A 15,607-nucleotide genomic window follows, 5' to 3' on the forward strand; every position below is an offset into this window, starting at 1 on the left:
GAGCGATTCATCGTGACCATCACCCAGCCCGACCTCAGCGTCTTCGAGACCCTGGAGTCCGAGGTGCGCAGCTACTGCCGCGGCTGGCCCACCGTCTTCGACACCGCGCGCGGCAGCCTGATGTACGACGAGGACGGCCACCGGTACCTCGATTTCTTCGCCGGCGCCGGCTCACTCAACTACGGCCACAACAACCCCGTGCTCAAACGGGCGCTGGTGGACTATCTGCTGCGCGACGGGATCACCCACGGTCTCGACATGTCGACCACGGCCAAGCGGTCCTTCCTGCGGACCTTCCAGGACCTGGTGCTCAGGCCGCGCGATCTGCCGTACAAGGTCATGTTCCCCGGGCCGACCGGCACCAACGCCGTGGAGTCCGCGCTGAAGCTGGCGCGGAAGGTCAAGGGCCGTGAGGCGATCGTGTCGTTCACCAACGCCTTCCACGGGATGTCCCTCGGCTCGCTCGCCGTGACCGGCAACGCGTTCAAGCGGGCCGGTGCCGGGATCCCGCTCGTGCACGGCACGCCCATGCCCTTCGACCACTATCTCGACGGCCAGGTCCCCGACTTCCTGTGGTTCGAGCGGCTGCTCGAGGACCAGGGGTCCGGGCTCAACAAGCCGGCCGCCGTGATCGTGGAGACCGTACAGGGCGAGGGCGGCATCAACGTCGCGCGGCCGGAGTGGCTGCGGGCGCTGGCCGAGCTGTGCGCACGGCAGGACATGCTGCTGATCGTCGACGACATCCAGATGGGCTGCGGCCGGACCGGCGCCTTCTTCTCCTTCGAGGAGGCCGGGATCGTCCCCGACATCGTCACGGTGTCGAAGTCCATCAGCGGCTACGGACTGCCCATGTCGCTGTGCCTGTTCAAGCCCGAGCTGGACATCTGGGAGCCGGGCGAGCACAACGGGACCTTCCGCGGCAACAACCCCGCCTTCGTGACGGCCACCGCCACCCTGGAGACCTACTGGGCCGACGGGTCCGCCATGGAGAAGCAGACCCGCTCGCGCGGCGAGCAGGTCGAGCAGGCGCTGATCGCCGTGACCGAGGAGAACCTGGCCGACGTCAAGGAGTACCGGGGACGCGGGCTCGTGTGGGGCCTGGAGTTCCACGACAAGGCACGCGCCGGCCGGGTGGCACGGCGCGCGTTCGAACTCGGGCTGCTCATCGAGACGTCCGGCCCCGAGAGCGAGGTCGTCAAACTGCTGCCCGCTCTCACCATCACCCCGGACGAGCTGGACGAGGGGCTGAGCGTCCTCGCCCGCGCCGTCCGCGAAACCGCCTGAGAACCATCCGAATCCGACTGTAACCGTCTCACAAGGAGGCCTGTACCACCGTGATCGTCCGTTCGTTCAAGGAGTTCGAGGGCACCGACCGGCACATCAAGTCGGCGTCCGGCACCTGGGAGAGCAAGCGCATCGTCCTGGCCAAGGAGCGGGTCGGCTTCTCCCTCCACGAGACCGTCATGTACGCCGGGACGGAGACGTCGATGTGGTACGCCAACCACATCGAGGCCGTCGTCTGCGTGGCGGGCAGGGCCGAACTCACCGACCACGAGACCGGGAAGACGTACTCGATCACTCCCGGAACCATGTACCTCCTCGACGGGCACGAGCGGCACACGGTGCGTGTCGAGGAGGACTTCCGCTGCATCTGCGTGTTCAACCCGCCCGTGACCGGACGGGAGGACCACGACGAGAACGGCGTCTATCCGCTGCTCACCGAGCCGGAGGGAGTGTGACCACCATGACCGTGACCGACCTCTACCCCAGCCGGGGCCCCGCCGAGGTGTCCGTTCCGCGCAAGGACCCGGTCGTCTGGGGCTCCCCGGACACCCCGGGCCCGATCCCGACGTCCGATCTCCAGGCGTACGAGCGTAACGGCTTCCTCGCCATCGACCAGCTGATCGCGGACGATGAAGTCGCCGTGTACCGGCGGGAGTTGGAGCGGCTCGTCGCCGACCCGGCGATCCACGCCGATGAGCGCTCGATCGTTGAGCCGAAGTCGAAGGAGATCCGCTCGGTCTTCGAGGTGCACAAGATCAGCGAGGTGTTCGCGAACCTGGTGCGCGACGAGCGGGTCGTCGGGCGGGCCCGGCAGATCCTCGGCTCGGACGTGTACGTCCACCAGTCCCGGATCAACGTCAAGCCGGGCTTCGGGGCGAGTGGCTTCTACTGGCACTCGGACTTCGAGACCTGGCACGCCGAGGACGGGCTGCCGAACATGCGGACCGTGTCCGTCTCGATCGCGCTGACCGAGAACTTCGACACCAACGGCGGGCTCATGATCATGCCGGGCTCGCACCGCACGTTCCTCGGGTGCGCGGGAGCCACGCCCGAGGACAACTACAAGAAGTCGCTGCAGATGCAGGACGCGGGCACGCCCTCCGACGAGGCGCTGACCTCGATGGCGGGCGAGTACGGCATCAAGCTGTTCACCGGGAAGGCCGGCTCGGCGACCTGGTTCGACTGCAACTGCATGCACGGCTCCGGCGACAACATCACACCGTTCCCGCGCAGCAACGTTTTCATCGTGTTCAACAGCGTGGAGAACACGGCGGTGGAACCGTTCGCGGCACCCGTGCGCCGACCGGAGTTCATCGGAGCTCGGGATTTCACGCCCGTGAGCTGAGCCGAGCCCGGCGACCGGCCCGCCGCGCAGCGGCAATCAGACACGGCATCGGAGCTCGGGACTTCACACCCGTGAGCCGAGCCGAGCCCGGCGACCGGCCCGCCGCGCAGCGGCAATCAGACACGGCATCGGAGCTCGGGACTTCACACCCGTGAGCCGAGCCGAGCCCGGCCGGGGCTCAGGACTTCACGCCCGTGCGCCGAGGTCCGCTACAGCCACGCCAGGGAGGCCGCAAGCTCCAGTACGTTCCGTACAGCGTCGGTGTCACCCGACTCGCCCCGCGGCACCTCGCGGGGCGAGTGCCGGCCGCCGACGAGCAGGCAGAAGTCGACCGGGTCCAGGGCGAGTTCGGCCCGCACCGGTTCGTCCTCGGAGCCAAGCACCCATTCGTCGCCGCCGGTCACCGCGAGGAGGACCGGCGGCGCCGTGGGTCCGAGGGCCGCACCGAGGATGCGGACGGCGAGGCGGACCTGCTGCCACAGGTGCTCCTCGGGCGGCGGCGGGACGGGCACGCCGAGGGCGCGGCCGATGTCGTCGGTGTGGATCCACGTCTCGAAGGCGCGCACGACGAAGTGGTCGCTGACGGGCAGCCGCGCGCCCATCAGCGTCACGGCGCGGGCCGCTAGGGCGGGATCGCGGGCCTCGGGTGTCCCGAGCAGCGCCTCGGCCTGCGCGGACCAGGCCGCGACGGTCTCCTGCGGGCCACGGCCGTACTCGTGGGCGATCACGTCGGCGGTCCGCAGATCCCACGCGGCCTCCCAGTCCGCGCCGTCCGTGCGGGAGGCCGGTACCCGGCTGTCCAGGCCGAGCAGCACGGCCAGATGCTCGTCGGCGGCGAGCAGATGGGCGACGGTGGCGTGGACGTCCCAGTCGTGCACGACGGGCGTGCCCCAGCGACCCTCGGCCTCGGCGAGCAGTGCGCTCAGGCCGGAGACCGCGGCGGCGTAGGGCGCGGCGTGCGCGGCGACGTGCGGAGCGGCGGGCCGGCGTGCGGAGCGGGCGGCCGACAGCACGGAAGCGGTACCGTGCGTCACGCCGCCGTTCCGCTCCGGCAGGTCCGAGGCCGCGCCGTCGAGGAGTCGTACCGTCTCGCGCAGTTCCTCCGCCTCCGCCGCGCAGCTCTCGCACTCAGCCAGATGGGGCGGGATCCGCCTGCGTTCGTCGGGCGGGAGCGCGCCGAAGGCCCAGGCGGCCAGCAGGTCCCGTACGTCGTCGTGTTCAGCGGTCACCGGACGCCTCCTTCCCCATTCATCATGCGCCCCTTTCCAGTGCCGGGTCCGGCGGGTCGGCCAAAGTCTCGGCCAAGGAGCGCAGCGCGGTGCGCAGCCGGGTCTTGGCGGTGCCCTCGGGTATGCCCAGCTCGACGGCGGCCTGCCGGTAGGTGCGGCCCGCGAAGTAGGCGAGGTGCACCACCTCCCGCTGGGACTCGGGGAGTTCGGCGAGAGCACTGTGCAGCAGGAGGGAGCGCTCCCGGTCGACGACCGTCTCGTCCGGGCCGGGCCCGGGCTCGGGGATGGCGTGCAGTGCGTCGTCGTCGGCGCGGATGTCCTTGCGGTGCCGTGCCTCGCCGCGCACCCAGTCCACGGCCCGCCGGTGGGCGAGCATGGACAGCCAGGTGCGCAGCGAGCCGCGGCGCGGGTCGTAGGCGTACGGCCTGCTCCACAGGTGGGCGAAGACCTCCTGTGCCACGTCCTCGGCGGCGCCCGTGCTGCGGGTGACGCGCAGCGCGACCCGGCGCACCAGCCCGCCGTACTCCGCGTACACCTCGGCCAGCGCGCGCTCGTCGCCGTACACCAGCCGCCGGTGCAGGCCGGCGTCGCCGGACGAGGACTTCTCCGTGCCGTGTGCGGGTTCCGTCACCGGTGTCACCACCCCCGGTGCCCTTCCTAGCGTCCCGGGCGGGACCGCGCCAGTGGGTTCAGCCGGAAAGCACGTCGAGCAGGCGATCGACGTCGGCGGTCGTGTTGTAGAGGTGGAAGGAGGCGCGCAGGTTGCCCGCGCGGTTCGACACCTCGATACCCGCGCGGCCCAACTCGGGCTGCCGGTGGCCGAGTCCGGGCACGGAGACGATCGCGGAGCCGGGCGCGGGCAGCGCCTCGCGGCCGAGCGTGGCGAGTCCGGCGCGGAAGCGGTCGGCGAGGGCCAGGTCGTGGGCATGTACGGCGGCCACGCCGAGTTCCTCGATCAGGGCGAGGGAGTGGCGCAGTCCGGCGTAGCTGAACAGGGCCGGGGGTCCGTCGAACCGGCGGGCGGAGTGAGCGAGTTCCTGGACGGGGCCGTAGCAGCTGTCCCAGGGCTTCTCCGCCGAGACCCAGGTCGCCAGGATCGGCGTCAGGTCGCCGTGGTCCTCCGGTACGACGAGCACGGCGGCCCCGTGCGGACCGAGCAGCCACTTGTACGTGGTACAGACGGTGAAGTCGAACCCCTCGGCCTCCATCGGGAGCCAGCCCGCGGCCTGCGAGAAGTCGACGTAGGTGCGCGCCCCGTGGGCGGTGGCCGCCTCGCGCAGCGCGGGCAGGTCGGCGATCCGGCCGTCGGCGGACTGGGCGGCGCTCACGGCGACGAGCGCGGTGCCGGGGCGGACCGACTCGGCGAGCCGCTCCAGTGGTACGGCGCGCACCTTGAGGTCGCCGCGGACGTGGAAGGGGTTGACGACGGAGGTGAAGTCGTCCTCGGCGGTGAGGACTTCGGCGCCCGGCGGCAGCGAGGCGGCGACCAGGCCGGTCTGCGCGGCCACCGAGGGTCCGGCCGCCACCCGGGCGACCGGGACCCCGGCGAGCCGGGCGAAGGACGCGCGGGCGGCCTCGACGTCCTCCCACAGTGGGCCCAGGGGCCTACCCTCTGCCCGGACGGCCACGGCCTCGTGCAGCGCGGCGACGGTGCGGGCCGGGAGCAGCCCGCTGCTGGCCGTGTTGAGGAAGGTGTTCTTCGGGGCGAACTCGGCGCGGACGAGAGTCTCGAAGGTCTCCATGGGACCACTCTGCGGCCCGGGGAGGTCCCCGTCCATTGCGAATTCTTACGTGGATCCGCTAAGCACCGCTTATACGTCCGCGCCGACCTGCCGTTTCTCAGTACGGCTTCTCAGGCCTGCGGAACCGCGCACCCGTCCGGGCCACAGGCCTCGGCGTCACCCTGGTCGACGAGCTTCAGCGGTGAGCGCCCGCCCCACGCCTGGGTGAGCGCCTGGGTGAACACCTCGGCGGGCTGGGCGCCGGAGACGCCGTACTTGCGGTCGAGGACGAAGAACGGCACGCCGTTCGCGCCGAGTTGCGCGGCCTCGCGCTCGTCGGCGCGGACCTCGTCGGCGTAGGCGGCCGGATCGGCGAGGACCGTGCGGGCGGCGTCGGCGTCCAGGCCGGCCTCGACGGCGAGCGCCAGAAGCCGCTCGTCGCCCTCGCCGAAGAGGGAGCGCTCCTCGGCGAAGTTGGCGCGGTAGAGGATCTGGATCAGCTCGTCCTGCCGGCCCTGCTCCTTGGCGAAGTGCAGCATGCGGTGCATGTCGAAGGTGTTGCCGGTGTCGCGCCCGCGCGTGCTGTACTCGAGGCCCTCTGCGGCGGCCTGCTTGCCCAGGTTCTCCTCGCCGGCCTGCGCCTGCGCCTCGCTCATGCCGTACTTCTTGCTGAGCATCGCCAGCACCGGCTGGACGTCGCCCTTGGCGCGGCCGGGGTCCAGCTCGAAGGAGCGGTGGACCACCTCGACCTGCTCACGGTGCGGGAAGGCCGCGAGCGCCCTCTCGAAGCGGGCCTTGCCCACGTAGCACCAGGGGCAAGCGATGTCGCTCCAGATCTCGACGCGCATGATGTCGGCTCTCTCCAGGTTGTCAGCACGGAGACTCTCCCCGCAAACCTGTTGAGCGTTCAAGCGACGCGTTTCATTCCCCGGTCACGGTGTACCGCAGGCACCGGTGGTGGTCGCCCTCGGCGGCCGGCCTCCCGGGGTCCGGTACCCAGCCCTGCCGGGCGTAGAAGGCCTGGGCGCGGGCGTTGTCGGCATGCACGTCGAGCACGGCGGTCCGCTTGCCGTCCGCTCGCCACTCCTCGACGCAGGCCGCGTGCAGGGCCGTGCCGACGCCGGAGCGCCAGTGGTCGGGGTCGACGTGGAACTGGTACAGCTTGACCGTTTCCACGGGCGCGCCCTCCGGCGTGCGGAACGAGGCGAGAGCGACGATCCGGCCCTGCTCGACCACGCACAGCACGTGTCCGTCGGGCCGTTCGATGGCGCCCCGCCAGGCGGCGAGCCAGTCGGTGCCGTCGTCGGGAAGGCCGTTCGGGTAGTACGTCGACCGGGCCCGGGCGTGCAGGGCGGCGACGGTCTCCGCCTCGGCGGGCAGGACGGTGCGGATCACGCGGTGTCCGGTGAGTCGGTCACTGATCATGCAACCGAGGACGTGACAGACGCCGTTCCGGTTCCGAGCCGGTTGAACTGGGTGCGGTAGGCGCTGGGAGTCAGGCCCGTGCGGCGGACCAGATGGGCGCGCAGCGAGTCGGCCGTGCCGAGGCCACAGGCCTGGGCCACCTGGTCCATCGGCAGGGTGATGGTCTCCAGGAGTTCCTTGGCCCGCTCGACGCGCTGGTGGAGGAGCCACTGCAGGGGGCTGACCCCGCTCTCGGCGTGGAACCGGCGGGTGAGGGTGCGGACGCTGACGCCCGCGTGCCGGGCCAGGCCGGTGAGGGTGAGCGGCTTGTCGAGGTTGCGCGTGGCCCAGCCGCGGGTGTCGCCGCAGGCCCCACCCCGCTCGGGCGGCAGCGGGGTCTGGGTGAACTGGGTCTGGCCACCGGGGCGTACGGGTGCGACCAGCGCCTGCCGGGCGACCTCGTTGGCGACGGCGGCGCCGTAGTCGGTGCGGACGACGTGCAGGCACAGGTCGATGCCGGCGGCGTAACCGGAGGAGGTCACGTACCGCCCGTCCTGGACGTACAGCACGTCCCCGCACAGGTCGACCCGCGGATACCGCTTGCGCAGCTCCTCGGCGTGTGCCCAGTAGGTGGTGGCCCTGCGGCCCTCGAGCAGGCCGCCTCGGCGAGCTGGAAGGCGCCGGTGCACAGGGACGCGATGCGCTTGCCGTCGGCGGCGGCCTCGCGGAGGGCGGCCACGATCTTCGGGTCGGGTTCGTAGGGCTCCCCGGTGCCCGCGACGAGCACCGTGTCCGCCTCGCCCACCGCGTCGAGTCCATGCGGCTGAGTCTGGTCGTCGGCCCGGCCGTGCTCGCGGTGACGTTCGCCCTCAGCTGCCGTCTCTCAGGTCGCTCGGCCAGGCGGGCCTGAACTCGACGTGGTCGTACGTCACGACGCACCCCTCCCCCATCGGCGACTGCGCCAGGAAGCCGACCAGGGCCGCGTCCGTCTCCTTCTCCGAGCCCAGCGTGAACAGCCGCACGAAGGTCCAGCGCTCGCCGTCCCGGGAGGCGTGGAAGGCGAAGGCGCGCCCGGTGCGACTGATCCGCAGCCACACGGAACTGCCGTCCACGGTGAAGGAGTTGGCGTCATCGGAGTGTCCCCGGGTGACCACCGTGCAGACGGTGGGCACGTCCGGGGAGTACTCCAGGCAGAGCTTGGCCCAGGCCCGGTCGCCGACGTGGACGTAGAGCACCCCCGCGTCGAAGGCGGTGGCGAACCCGACGGTGACCCGGGCGATCAACTGGAAGTCGCCCTCGGGCGCCCCGAGCAGCCGGGCCGCGTCGGAGGCGGGGTCGAGGGCCTCACCGGTGGGCGGCACGAACCGATCGGTCCGGGGCCCTGCCCACCCGGTGAGCACACCGTCCTCGTAGGACCAGTTGCCGTCGGGGCCGTAGGTACGCAGAGGGAAGGGAAGTTCGGGAAGTTCGAGGTCCATGGCGGGATTCTCGCAGCCGAACCGTGCAACCGACGCGGGGCAGCCGGCCCAGGGGCGCGGGACTGGATCGATACGCGGCACCGCCGCGTGGGCGCGACAAGCCACGACGATCCCGCACCCGCCGAACCAGCGACACCCCAACGGCGCTACCGCTCCAGAACCCCGTTGAACCGACGCGGCAGACCCAAGGGATTGTCATCCTTCAGCTCCGCCGGCAACAACGCCTCGGGCGCCCCCTGGTACGTCACCGGCCGCAACCACCGCTCGATCGCCGTACCCCCCACGGAGGTCGACGTCGACGTGGTCGCCGGGTAGGGGCCGCCGTGGTGCTGGGCCGGGGCGACCGCCACACCGGTCGGCCACCCGTTCACCAGCACACGCCCCGCGAGCGGCGTCAGCTCGGCCAGGATCTCCGCGCCACGCCCCTCCCCCGCCGCCTCCTCGGCGGAGAGCTGCACGGTGGCCGTCAGGTTCCCCGGCAGCCGCGACAGCACGGCCGTCGCCTCGGCCTCGTCCTCGTAGCGCACGACCACCGTCACCGGGCCGAAGCACTCCTCGAGCAGCAGGTCGTACGCCCCCGCCTCCGTCAGCCTGCTGGCCGGCACCGTCAGGAAGCCCGGGCTCACCGTGTGCTCGCCGCCCGCGCCGGGCGTCACCGGGGACTCCACACCGTCGAGGCCGGTGCGCTCGGCGATCCCGGCGACGAAGTTGTCCCGCATGCGGTGGTCGAGGAGGACCCCCGCCTCGGTGGCGCTGACGGCGTCGGTCAGGGACTTCACCAGCCGGTCGCCCGCAGCACTCGCCGGGGCCAGCACCAGGCCGGGCTTCACGCAGAACTGGCCCACGCCCAGGGTCATCGACCCGGCGAGCCCGCTGCCGATGGCCTCCGCGCGCTCCGCGGCCGCCGCCTCGGTGACGAGGACCGGGTTCAGGGAGCCCAGTTCGCCGTGGAAGGGGATCGGGACCGGGCGGGCGGCGGCCGCGTCGAAGAGGGCACGGCCGCCCCGTACGGAACCGGTGAACCCGGCGGCGGCGATCAGCGGGTGCTTGATCAGCTCGATGCCCGCCTCGAAGCCGTGGACCAGGCCGATCGCGTCGTCGGGGATGTGGTGCCCGGCGGCGGCCCGGCGCAGCACCTTCGCGACCAGCTCGGACAGAGCCGGGTGGTCGGGGTGGGCCTTGACGACGACCGGGTTGCCGGCGGCCAGCGCGCTGGCGGTGTCGCCGCCGGCCACCGAGAAGGCGAAGGGGAAGTTGGACGCCGAGTAGACGGCGACGACACCCAGGGGCACCTTGTACCGGCGCAGGTCCGGGATCGGCGGGGCCGCGGTGGCGTCGGGGTGGTTGATGATGACATCGAGGAAGGCGCCCTCGTCGACGATGTCCGCGAAGGCCCGCAACTGATAGGTCGTACGGGCGAGTTCCCCGGTCAGCCGGACCGGGCCGAGCGCGGTCTCGGCGTCGGCGGCCTCGACCAGCTGGTCACGGGCCGCGTCCAGGCCGGCCGCGGCGGAGCGCAGGAAGGCCGCGCGGACCGTGCGGTCGGCGAGAGCGCCGCGGGCGGCGTGGGCCGCGCGGACGGCGGTGTCCACCTCCTGGGCTGTGGCCTCCACCGCAACCTGTTCCCGCTGCTTCCCGGTACGCGGGTCGACACTCCAGACTGGTGCTGCTGCCACCGCGGGTCCCTCCACATGTGTTGCCGTATCTGGGGCATTCACCAGGTTCGTTCGATATACTGAACGCTGTCTCTGATGATGAATACGCTCTCGGAGACTATATCTTCGGTTTCTGGTCGAACGAAGGGGTCAAGGGCGATGTCGGCAGGCGAGACAGGCGGCGGCGCGCAGGTCAAGTCCGCGGTGCGGACCGTTGAGTTGCTCGAGTACTTCGCGGGCCGGCCCGGCATGCACTCCCTCGCGGCGGTCCAGGAGGCCGTCGGCTACCCCAAGTCCAGCCTCTACATGCTGCTGCGCACCCTGGTGGAGCTGGGCTGGGTGGAGACGGACGCGACGGGCACGCGGTACGGCATCGGGGTGCGGGCGCTGCTGGTGGGCACCTCGTACATCGACGGCGACGAGGTCGTGGCGGCGGCCCGTCCGACCCTGGACCGCCTCTCCGACGACACCACGGAGACCATCCACCTCGCCCGTCTGGACGGCACGAACGTCGTCTACCTGGCCACCCGCCAGTCCCAGCACTATCTGCGCCCCTTCACGCGCGTGGGCCGCCGGCTGCCCGCCCACTCCACGTCCCTCGGCAAGGCGCTGCTGGCCACTCACTCTGACGAGCAGGTTCGCAAGCTGCTGCCGGAGACGCTGCCCGCGCTGACCGAGCACACGATCACCGACCGGGAGAAGCTCATCGAGGAGCTGCACCAGGTGCGCGAGCAGGGTTTCGCCGTCGACCGCGAGGAGAACACGCTGGGGCTGCGCTGCTTCGGCGTCGCGATCCCCTACCGCACCCCGGCCCGGGACGCGATCAGCTGCTCGGTGCCGGTTGCCCGGCTGACCCCCGCCCACGAGCAGATGATCAAGGACGCGCTGTTCGACGCACGCGACCGTCTCACTCTGGCCACGCGCAGGCTCTGAGCGCGGCGTACGGCGCCGGTTTCCTGAACGCCGGATGAGAAAACGGGTCGTACGGGAACGATTTCCCCCGTCCCGCTCGTCTTCTCGGGCGGGATGAACAAGACGATCAGGCGGGCGTCCGTCTTCGCGCTGCTCCTCGTGCTCGCTCTGCTGGTCAGGGCGACCTGGGTGCAGTTCTACGACGGCAAGGCCCTCGCGGACGACAAGGACAACCGGCGCGGCGCGATCGAGACGTACGCGGCTCCGCTCGGGAACATCGTCGTGGCCGGTGAGTCGATCACCGGCTCGGCGCGGACGAAGGGTGGCGACCTCGCGTACAAGCGCACGTACACCGACGGCCCGCTGTACGCGGCGGTGACGGGCTACGCCTCGCAGAGCTACGCCCCGACCCAGCTGGAAGGCATCTACCAGGACCTGCTCAACGGCACGGACACCCGGCTGAAGACGGTCGTGGACACGGTCACCGGCAAGCGCGCCGACGCCGGTGACGTGGTCACCACGATCGACCCGGCCGTGCAGAAGGCGGCGTACGACGCACTGGGCGACAAGAAGGGCGGCGCCGTCGCGATCGACCCGAAGACCGGCCGGATCCTGGCAGCCGTGTCGACCCCGTCGTACGACCCGTCCTCGCTGACCGACGCCAACACGGCGGGCACGGCCTGGAAGAAGCTCACCGCGGACCCCGACAAGCCGCTGACCAACCGCGCGCTGCGGCAGCCGCTGCCGCCGGGTTCGACGTTCAAGCTGGTCGTGGCCGCGGCCGCCCTGGAGGACGGGCTGTACGCGAACGTGGACGAGCACACCGACAGCCCCGACCCGTACACGCTCCCGGGCACGACCCGGGTCCTCGCCAACGAGAACACGGCCGCGCCCTGCGAGAACGCCTCGATCCGCGTCGCCCTGCGCTACTCCTGCAACAACGTGTTCGCGAAGATGGCCGTCGACCTGGGCCAGGACAAGGCGCGGGCGACGGCCGAGAAGTTCGGCTTCGACGACGACAAGCTGGACGTGCCGGTGCGGGCCTACGCCAGCGTCTACCCGCGGGGGATGGACGAGGCGCAGACCGCCCTGACCGGCATCGGCCAGTTCGACGTCACCGCGACCCCGCTCCAGATGGCGACGGTGTCGGCCGCCATAGCCAACGGCGGCAAGCTGGTCTCGCCGCACATGGTGTCCCAGATCACCGACAGCGGCGGCGACGTACTGAGGAACTACGACGACAGCACGGACACCAAGGAGATCGTCAGCTCCTCCACCGCCGAGCAGTTGCGGTCGGCGATGGAGACGGTGGTCGACGACGGCACCGGCACGAACGCGCGCATCGACGGCGTGACGGTGGGCGGCAAGACGGGCACGGCGCAGCACGGCGAGAACAACAGCAAGACGCCGTACGCCTGGTTCACGTCGTACGGCAAGTCCGGCACCACGGGCAAGGAGGTTGCGGTGGCGGTGATGGTGGAACAGTCGAATGCCGCGAGGTCTGAAGTGAGCGGCAACGGCCTGGCGGCGCCGGTGGCCAGGGCGATGATGAAGGCGGCGCTTTCCTGAACGCCCTTGAGGGAAGCGCTCCGAGGGGGCGCGGGGCTGTATCGATGTGCGGCTCCGCCGCGTGGGCGCGACCAGCCACGACGAAGCCGCACTGATCACGCGGCGTCCCTCACTTCACCCCGAGAATCTGCTCCACGGGATCAATGGCGAAGTACACCAGGAACAGAGCGGAAACCACCCACAACAGCCGGCTGACATCCTTCGCCTTGCCCAGCACCGCCTTGATCACGACGTAGGCGAGAAACCCCGCTCCGATCCCGTCAGTGATCGAGTAGGTGAACGGCATCGCGGCGATGGTCAGGAACGCCGGGATCGCGATCTCGAACCGGTCCCAGTCGATGTGCTTGACGTGCGTCATCATCAGGAACCCCACGGCGATCAGCGCGGGCGCCGCCGCCTGGAGCGGCACGATCGTCAGCAGCGGCGTGAGGAACAGCGCCAGCCCGAACAGTCCACCGGTGATCAGGTTCGCGAACCCGGTGCGGGCGCCCTCGCCGACGCCGGCCGCCGACTCGATGTACGCGGTGTTGGAGGAGGCGGAACCCACACCGCCGGCGACGGCTGCCGCCCCGTCGATGAACAGCACCCGCCCGATGTTGGGTACCTGCCCCTTCTCGTCGAGCAGCCCCGCCTCCGCGCTGATCCCGACGATCGTGCCCATGGCGTCGAAGAAGTCCGACAGGACCAGGGTGAACACCAGCAGGACGGCGGTCAGCACACCCGCCTCGGCGAAGCCGCCGAACAGGCTGAAGTGGCCGAAGAGTCCGAAGTCCGGGGTGGCCACGACCTTGTCCGGCACCTTCGGGGTGGTCAGGCCCCAGCTCTTGATGTCGGCGACGGCGTCGACGACGATCGCGACGACGGTCATCGCGACGATGCTGATGAGGATCGCGCCCTTCACCTTGCGCGCGAGCAGTGCGACGGTCAGCAGGACGCCGAGACAGAACACGAGGACGGGCCAGCCGGTGAGCCGTCCGGCGGCGCCGAGTTGCACGGGCACGGTGGTGTCGGCGGCGTCCGGGACACGGCTGACGAACCCCGCGTCGACGAAGCCGATGAATGCGATGAACAGCCCGATGCCGACGCCGATCGCCTGCTTCAGCTGCTGCGGGATCGCGTTCATGATGGCTTCGCGGAGTCCGGTGAGAACGAGCACACAGATCACGACGCCCTCGATGACGACGAGCCCCATGGCGTCGTCCCAGCTCATCAGCGGCGCCAACTGGAAGGCGACGACGGCGTTGAGGCCGAGGCCTGCCGCGATGGCGAGCGGGAGGTTGCCGCCGACACCCATGATGATCGTCATCACACAGGCCACCAAGGCCGTGGCGGTGACGAGTTGGCCCGTGTCGAGCTGGTGGCCGAACTTGTCCTTGGCGCTGCCCAGGATGATCGGATTCAGGACAAGGATGTACGCCATCGTGAAGAACGTGGCGAAGCCACCGCGTATCTCGCGGCCGAAGGTGGAGCCCCGTTGGGTGATCCTGAAGTACCGGTCGACGCTGTTGGCCCCGGGTGGCGGGGCACTTGGCCGGCCCGCCACGGTCTGCGTCTCGGACATGGGCGACTCCTCGTTGCCTGAGTGATCGGTGCGCGGTTGCTGGCTGGATTGTTCCCGCGTCGCACCTGTTTCAGGTTTTCCCGGTGTTACGGAATCGCGGAGCGCCCCGCCGGTGGTGACCGGCGGGGCGCCTCCCTGCTCGGCTGACGAAGTACGTCGGGTTCGGCAGCTTGTACGTCCGGTAGGCGTGACCCGGTGCGTCAGCGCAGTCGGCCCGCGCCCGCCCGGTGGTCGACGATGCCGGGAACGGCCCTCGCCGGATCCACCTTCGTACGCAGCACCGGCGTCCAGCCCGCGCCCGGCTGGAGGATCTCCCCGGGCACTTCGGCGTTGTGGGCGACGATCAGGTCGGTCCGTGTGCCGTTGACGTAGTCGTCGCCGGCCGTCAGCGGTGCCTCCTTCCACTTCTTCAGGATCGAGCCCGCACCGATCCCGTCGGCGAGCGTGAACGCGTTGTGTTCCGCGACGAGTCGGGACTCCATCCCGATGCCGGTCGTAGCCGCCGGCCAGCGCGACGATCGTCGTGAGCGCCAGCGTGGCGACGCCGACGTACACGCTGTTGGTGAAGTGGGTGCTGAAACTGCGCTCGGTCCACACCTTCTCGAAGTGGTCGAAGGTGAGCGGCCAGGGCACGAGCGAGGTCGAGCCGGCCGGGCGCAGGGCGAAGGGCAGGATCCAGTAGAAGGGGATCAGCGTGAACAGGAGATAGATCGACAAGGGGACATAGATCTGCCAGCGCGGGATTTCGTCCCAGGCACGGTGGGGCCGGCGCTGCCGGGGCCGGGCGGCCAGGGCCTCTTCGTGGGCGGGGGCGATCTCGGTGATCATGTGCGGTCGCCTCCGAACTTGCTCAGCCGCAGATAGGCGATCGAGCAGAAGAGCAGGATCACGAACGCCACCGTGGTGAGGGCGGAGGCGTAGCCGAAGTTGTGGGCGTCGACGCTGGTGTTGGCGACGTACAGCGGGAGCGTGGTCGTCCCGCCCGCCGGGCCGCCGCCGGTGAGGGTGTAGAGCAGGTCCACGTTGTTGAACTCCCACACCCCGCGCAGAGGAGCAGTTGCAGTCCGACCTCGACGACGACCCACTGGGCGCTGAAGGTCAGCGTGTCCCAGAACTGGGGGTCGTCGGTGAAGGCGTGGACGAAGTTGTCGAAGCCCGCGTAGCCGTTCCGCCACGGCTTGGTCGGGTTGTAGTTCTGCAGGCTGTAGGAGAAGACGCTGAGGACCGGGTAGGCGATGAAGCCCAGCATCAGCAGGGCCGCCGGGGCGATCAGCAGGTACGGCAGGCTGCGCGGCGTCGCGGAGGCACGGCGCCGCGGGGGTGACGCGGGCGGTTTCGCCACGGCTGCGGCTTGGGCCATGACTGTTCTCCGTTCGCAAGGGGGAGTGGCCACCCGAAGGGCGTCCGTGCGGGGCGGTGGTCGGGCGGCGGGCCGGCACAGGAAGCGCT

Annotated in this window: 14 protein-coding genes and 3 pseudogenes; 6 read left to right on the forward strand and 11 right to left on the reverse strand. The window is 70.7% G+C overall.

What is annotated here, in order from left to right; translation table 11 throughout:
• Nucleotides 1-12 precede the first annotated feature (12 nt).
• The 3 genes from ectB to thpD are packed head-to-tail and all read left to right on the forward strand — an operon-like array spanning nucleotide 13 to nucleotide 2,629.
• Nucleotides 13-1,284, forward strand: a complete 1,272-nt coding sequence (gene ectB / locus IEZ19_RS28180; protein WP_189314124.1) for a diaminobutyrate--2-oxoglutarate transaminase — start codon at nucleotides 13-15, stop codon at nucleotides 1,282-1,284.
• Nucleotides 1,285-1,334: 50 nt separating this feature from the next.
• On the forward strand, nucleotides 1,335-1,739 hold the full coding sequence (locus tag IEZ19_RS28185; protein ID WP_189314125.1) for an ectoine synthase: 405 nt from the start codon (nucleotides 1,335-1,337) through the stop codon (nucleotides 1,737-1,739).
• Between the two features lie 5 nt (nucleotides 1,740-1,744).
• On the forward strand, nucleotides 1,745-2,629 hold the full coding sequence (gene thpD, locus IEZ19_RS28190) for an ectoine hydroxylase (RefSeq protein ID WP_189314126.1): 885 nt from the start codon (nucleotides 1,745-1,747) through the stop codon (nucleotides 2,627-2,629).
• A gap of 209 nt (nucleotides 2,630-2,838) precedes the next feature.
• Here the strand turns inward: thpD and IEZ19_RS28195 are convergent, their stop codons facing one another.
• The 8 genes and pseudogenes from IEZ19_RS28195 to IEZ19_RS28230 form a co-directional block, all read right to left on the reverse strand.
• Complete coding sequence (locus IEZ19_RS28195; RefSeq protein ID WP_189314127.1) at nucleotides 2,839-3,858, reverse strand: maleylpyruvate isomerase family mycothiol-dependent enzyme; 1,020 nt, start codon at nucleotides 3,856-3,858, stop codon at nucleotides 2,839-2,841.
• 22 nt (nucleotides 3,859-3,880) lie between these two features.
• On the reverse strand, nucleotides 3,881-4,489 hold the full coding sequence (locus IEZ19_RS28200; protein WP_189314128.1) for an RNA polymerase sigma factor: 609 nt from the start codon (nucleotides 4,487-4,489) through the stop codon (nucleotides 3,881-3,883).
• A gap of 58 nt (nucleotides 4,490-4,547) precedes the next feature.
• Complete coding sequence (locus tag IEZ19_RS28205) at nucleotides 4,548-5,600, reverse strand: aminotransferase class V-fold PLP-dependent enzyme (protein WP_189314129.1); 1,053 nt, start codon at nucleotides 5,598-5,600, stop codon at nucleotides 4,548-4,550.
• Nucleotides 5,601-5,710: 110 nt separating this feature from the next.
• Nucleotides 5,711-6,427 carry a DsbA family oxidoreductase gene (locus tag IEZ19_RS28210; protein WP_189314130.1) on the reverse strand — a complete coding sequence of 239 codons (717 nt, stop codon included), beginning with the start codon at nucleotides 6,425-6,427 and terminating at the stop codon, nucleotides 5,711-5,713.
• A 73-nt stretch (nucleotides 6,428-6,500) separates the two neighbouring features.
• The gene (locus IEZ19_RS28215) at nucleotides 6,501-7,004 is read right to left on the reverse strand and encodes a GNAT family N-acetyltransferase (RefSeq protein WP_189314131.1); all 504 of its coding nucleotides are present in this window, start codon (nucleotides 7,002-7,004) and stop codon (nucleotides 6,501-6,503) included.
• Nucleotides 7,001-7,803, reverse strand: a pseudogene (locus tag IEZ19_RS28220) (GlxA family transcriptional regulator); the annotation flags it as partial. The gene IEZ19_RS28215 and the pseudogene IEZ19_RS28220, both read right to left, overlap by 4 nt.
• Before the next feature lie 49 nt (nucleotides 7,804-7,852).
• A complete protein-coding gene (locus IEZ19_RS28225; protein WP_189314132.1) occupies nucleotides 7,853-8,461 on the reverse strand; it encodes a DUF1349 domain-containing protein in 609 nt (202 codons plus the stop codon).
• Between the two features lie 146 nt (nucleotides 8,462-8,607).
• Entirely contained in the window at nucleotides 8,608-10,137 is a 1,530-nt protein-coding gene (locus IEZ19_RS28230) for an aldehyde dehydrogenase (NADP(+)) (RefSeq protein ID WP_189314133.1), read from the reverse strand.
• A 138-nt stretch (nucleotides 10,138-10,275) separates the two neighbouring features.
• Here IEZ19_RS28230 and IEZ19_RS28235 point away from each other — a divergent pair, with 138 nt between their 5' ends.
• Entirely contained in the window at nucleotides 10,276-11,049 is a 774-nt protein-coding gene (locus IEZ19_RS28235; RefSeq protein WP_189314134.1) for an IclR family transcriptional regulator, read from the forward strand.
• A 93-nt stretch (nucleotides 11,050-11,142) separates the two neighbouring features.
• Entirely contained in the window at nucleotides 11,143-12,597 is a 1,455-nt protein-coding gene (locus tag IEZ19_RS28240; RefSeq protein WP_189314135.1) for a peptidoglycan D,D-transpeptidase FtsI family protein, read from the forward strand.
• A 109-nt stretch (nucleotides 12,598-12,706) separates the two neighbouring features.
• Here the strand turns inward: IEZ19_RS28240 and IEZ19_RS28245 are convergent, their stop codons facing one another.
• Nucleotides 12,707-14,158 carry an NCS2 family permease gene (locus tag IEZ19_RS28245; protein WP_189314136.1) on the reverse strand — a complete coding sequence of 484 codons (1,452 nt, stop codon included), beginning with the start codon at nucleotides 14,156-14,158 and terminating at the stop codon, nucleotides 12,707-12,709.
• Nucleotides 14,159-14,358: 200 nt separating this feature from the next.
• Nucleotides 14,359-14,649 (reverse strand): annotated as a pseudogene (locus tag IEZ19_RS28250) (pectate lyase); the annotation flags it as partial.
• A 32-nt stretch (nucleotides 14,650-14,681) separates the two neighbouring features.
• On the opposite strand from IEZ19_RS28250, the gene IEZ19_RS28255 reads away from it, so the two are divergent.
• On the forward strand, nucleotides 14,682-14,840 hold the full coding sequence (locus tag IEZ19_RS28255; protein WP_189314137.1) for a hypothetical protein: 159 nt from the start codon (nucleotides 14,682-14,684) through the stop codon (nucleotides 14,838-14,840).
• A 142-nt stretch (nucleotides 14,841-14,982) separates the two neighbouring features.
• Here IEZ19_RS28255 and IEZ19_RS28260 read toward each other — a convergent pair.
• Nucleotides 14,983-15,518: pseudogene (locus tag IEZ19_RS28260) on the reverse strand (hypothetical protein).
• Nucleotides 15,519-15,607: the final 89 nt, after the last annotated feature.

Origin of the sequence: Streptomyces brasiliensis (assembly GCF_014647875.1) — a bacterium.
GTDB lineage: Bacteria > Actinomycetota > Actinomycetes > Streptomycetales > Streptomycetaceae > Streptomyces > Streptomyces brasiliensis.

Coding starts and splice junctions, on each gene's coding strand:
- thpD (WP_189314126.1), top strand. CDS start 1,745: ATGACCGTGACCGACCTCTACCCCAGCCGGGGCCCCGCCGAGGTGTCC.
- IEZ19_RS28205 (WP_189314129.1), bottom strand. CDS start 5,600: ATGGAGACCTTCGAGACTCTCGTCCGCGCCGAGTTCGCCCCGAAGAAC.
- IEZ19_RS28210 (WP_189314130.1), bottom strand. CDS start 6,427: ATGCGCGTCGAGATCTGGAGCGACATCGCTTGCCCCTGGTGCTACGTG.
- IEZ19_RS28215 (WP_189314131.1), bottom strand. CDS start 7,004: ATGATCAGTGACCGACTCACCGGACACCGCGTGATCCGCACCGTCCTG.
- IEZ19_RS28225 (WP_189314132.1), bottom strand. CDS start 8,461: ATGGACCTCGAACTTCCCGAACTTCCCTTCCCTCTGCGTACCTACGGC.
- IEZ19_RS28235 (WP_189314134.1), top strand. CDS start 10,276: ATGTCGGCAGGCGAGACAGGCGGCGGCGCGCAGGTCAAGTCCGCGGTG.
- IEZ19_RS28240 (WP_189314135.1), top strand. CDS start 11,143: ATGAACAAGACGATCAGGCGGGCGTCCGTCTTCGCGCTGCTCCTCGTG.
- IEZ19_RS28245 (WP_189314136.1), bottom strand. CDS start 14,158: ATGTCCGAGACGCAGACCGTGGCGGGCCGGCCAAGTGCCCCGCCACCC.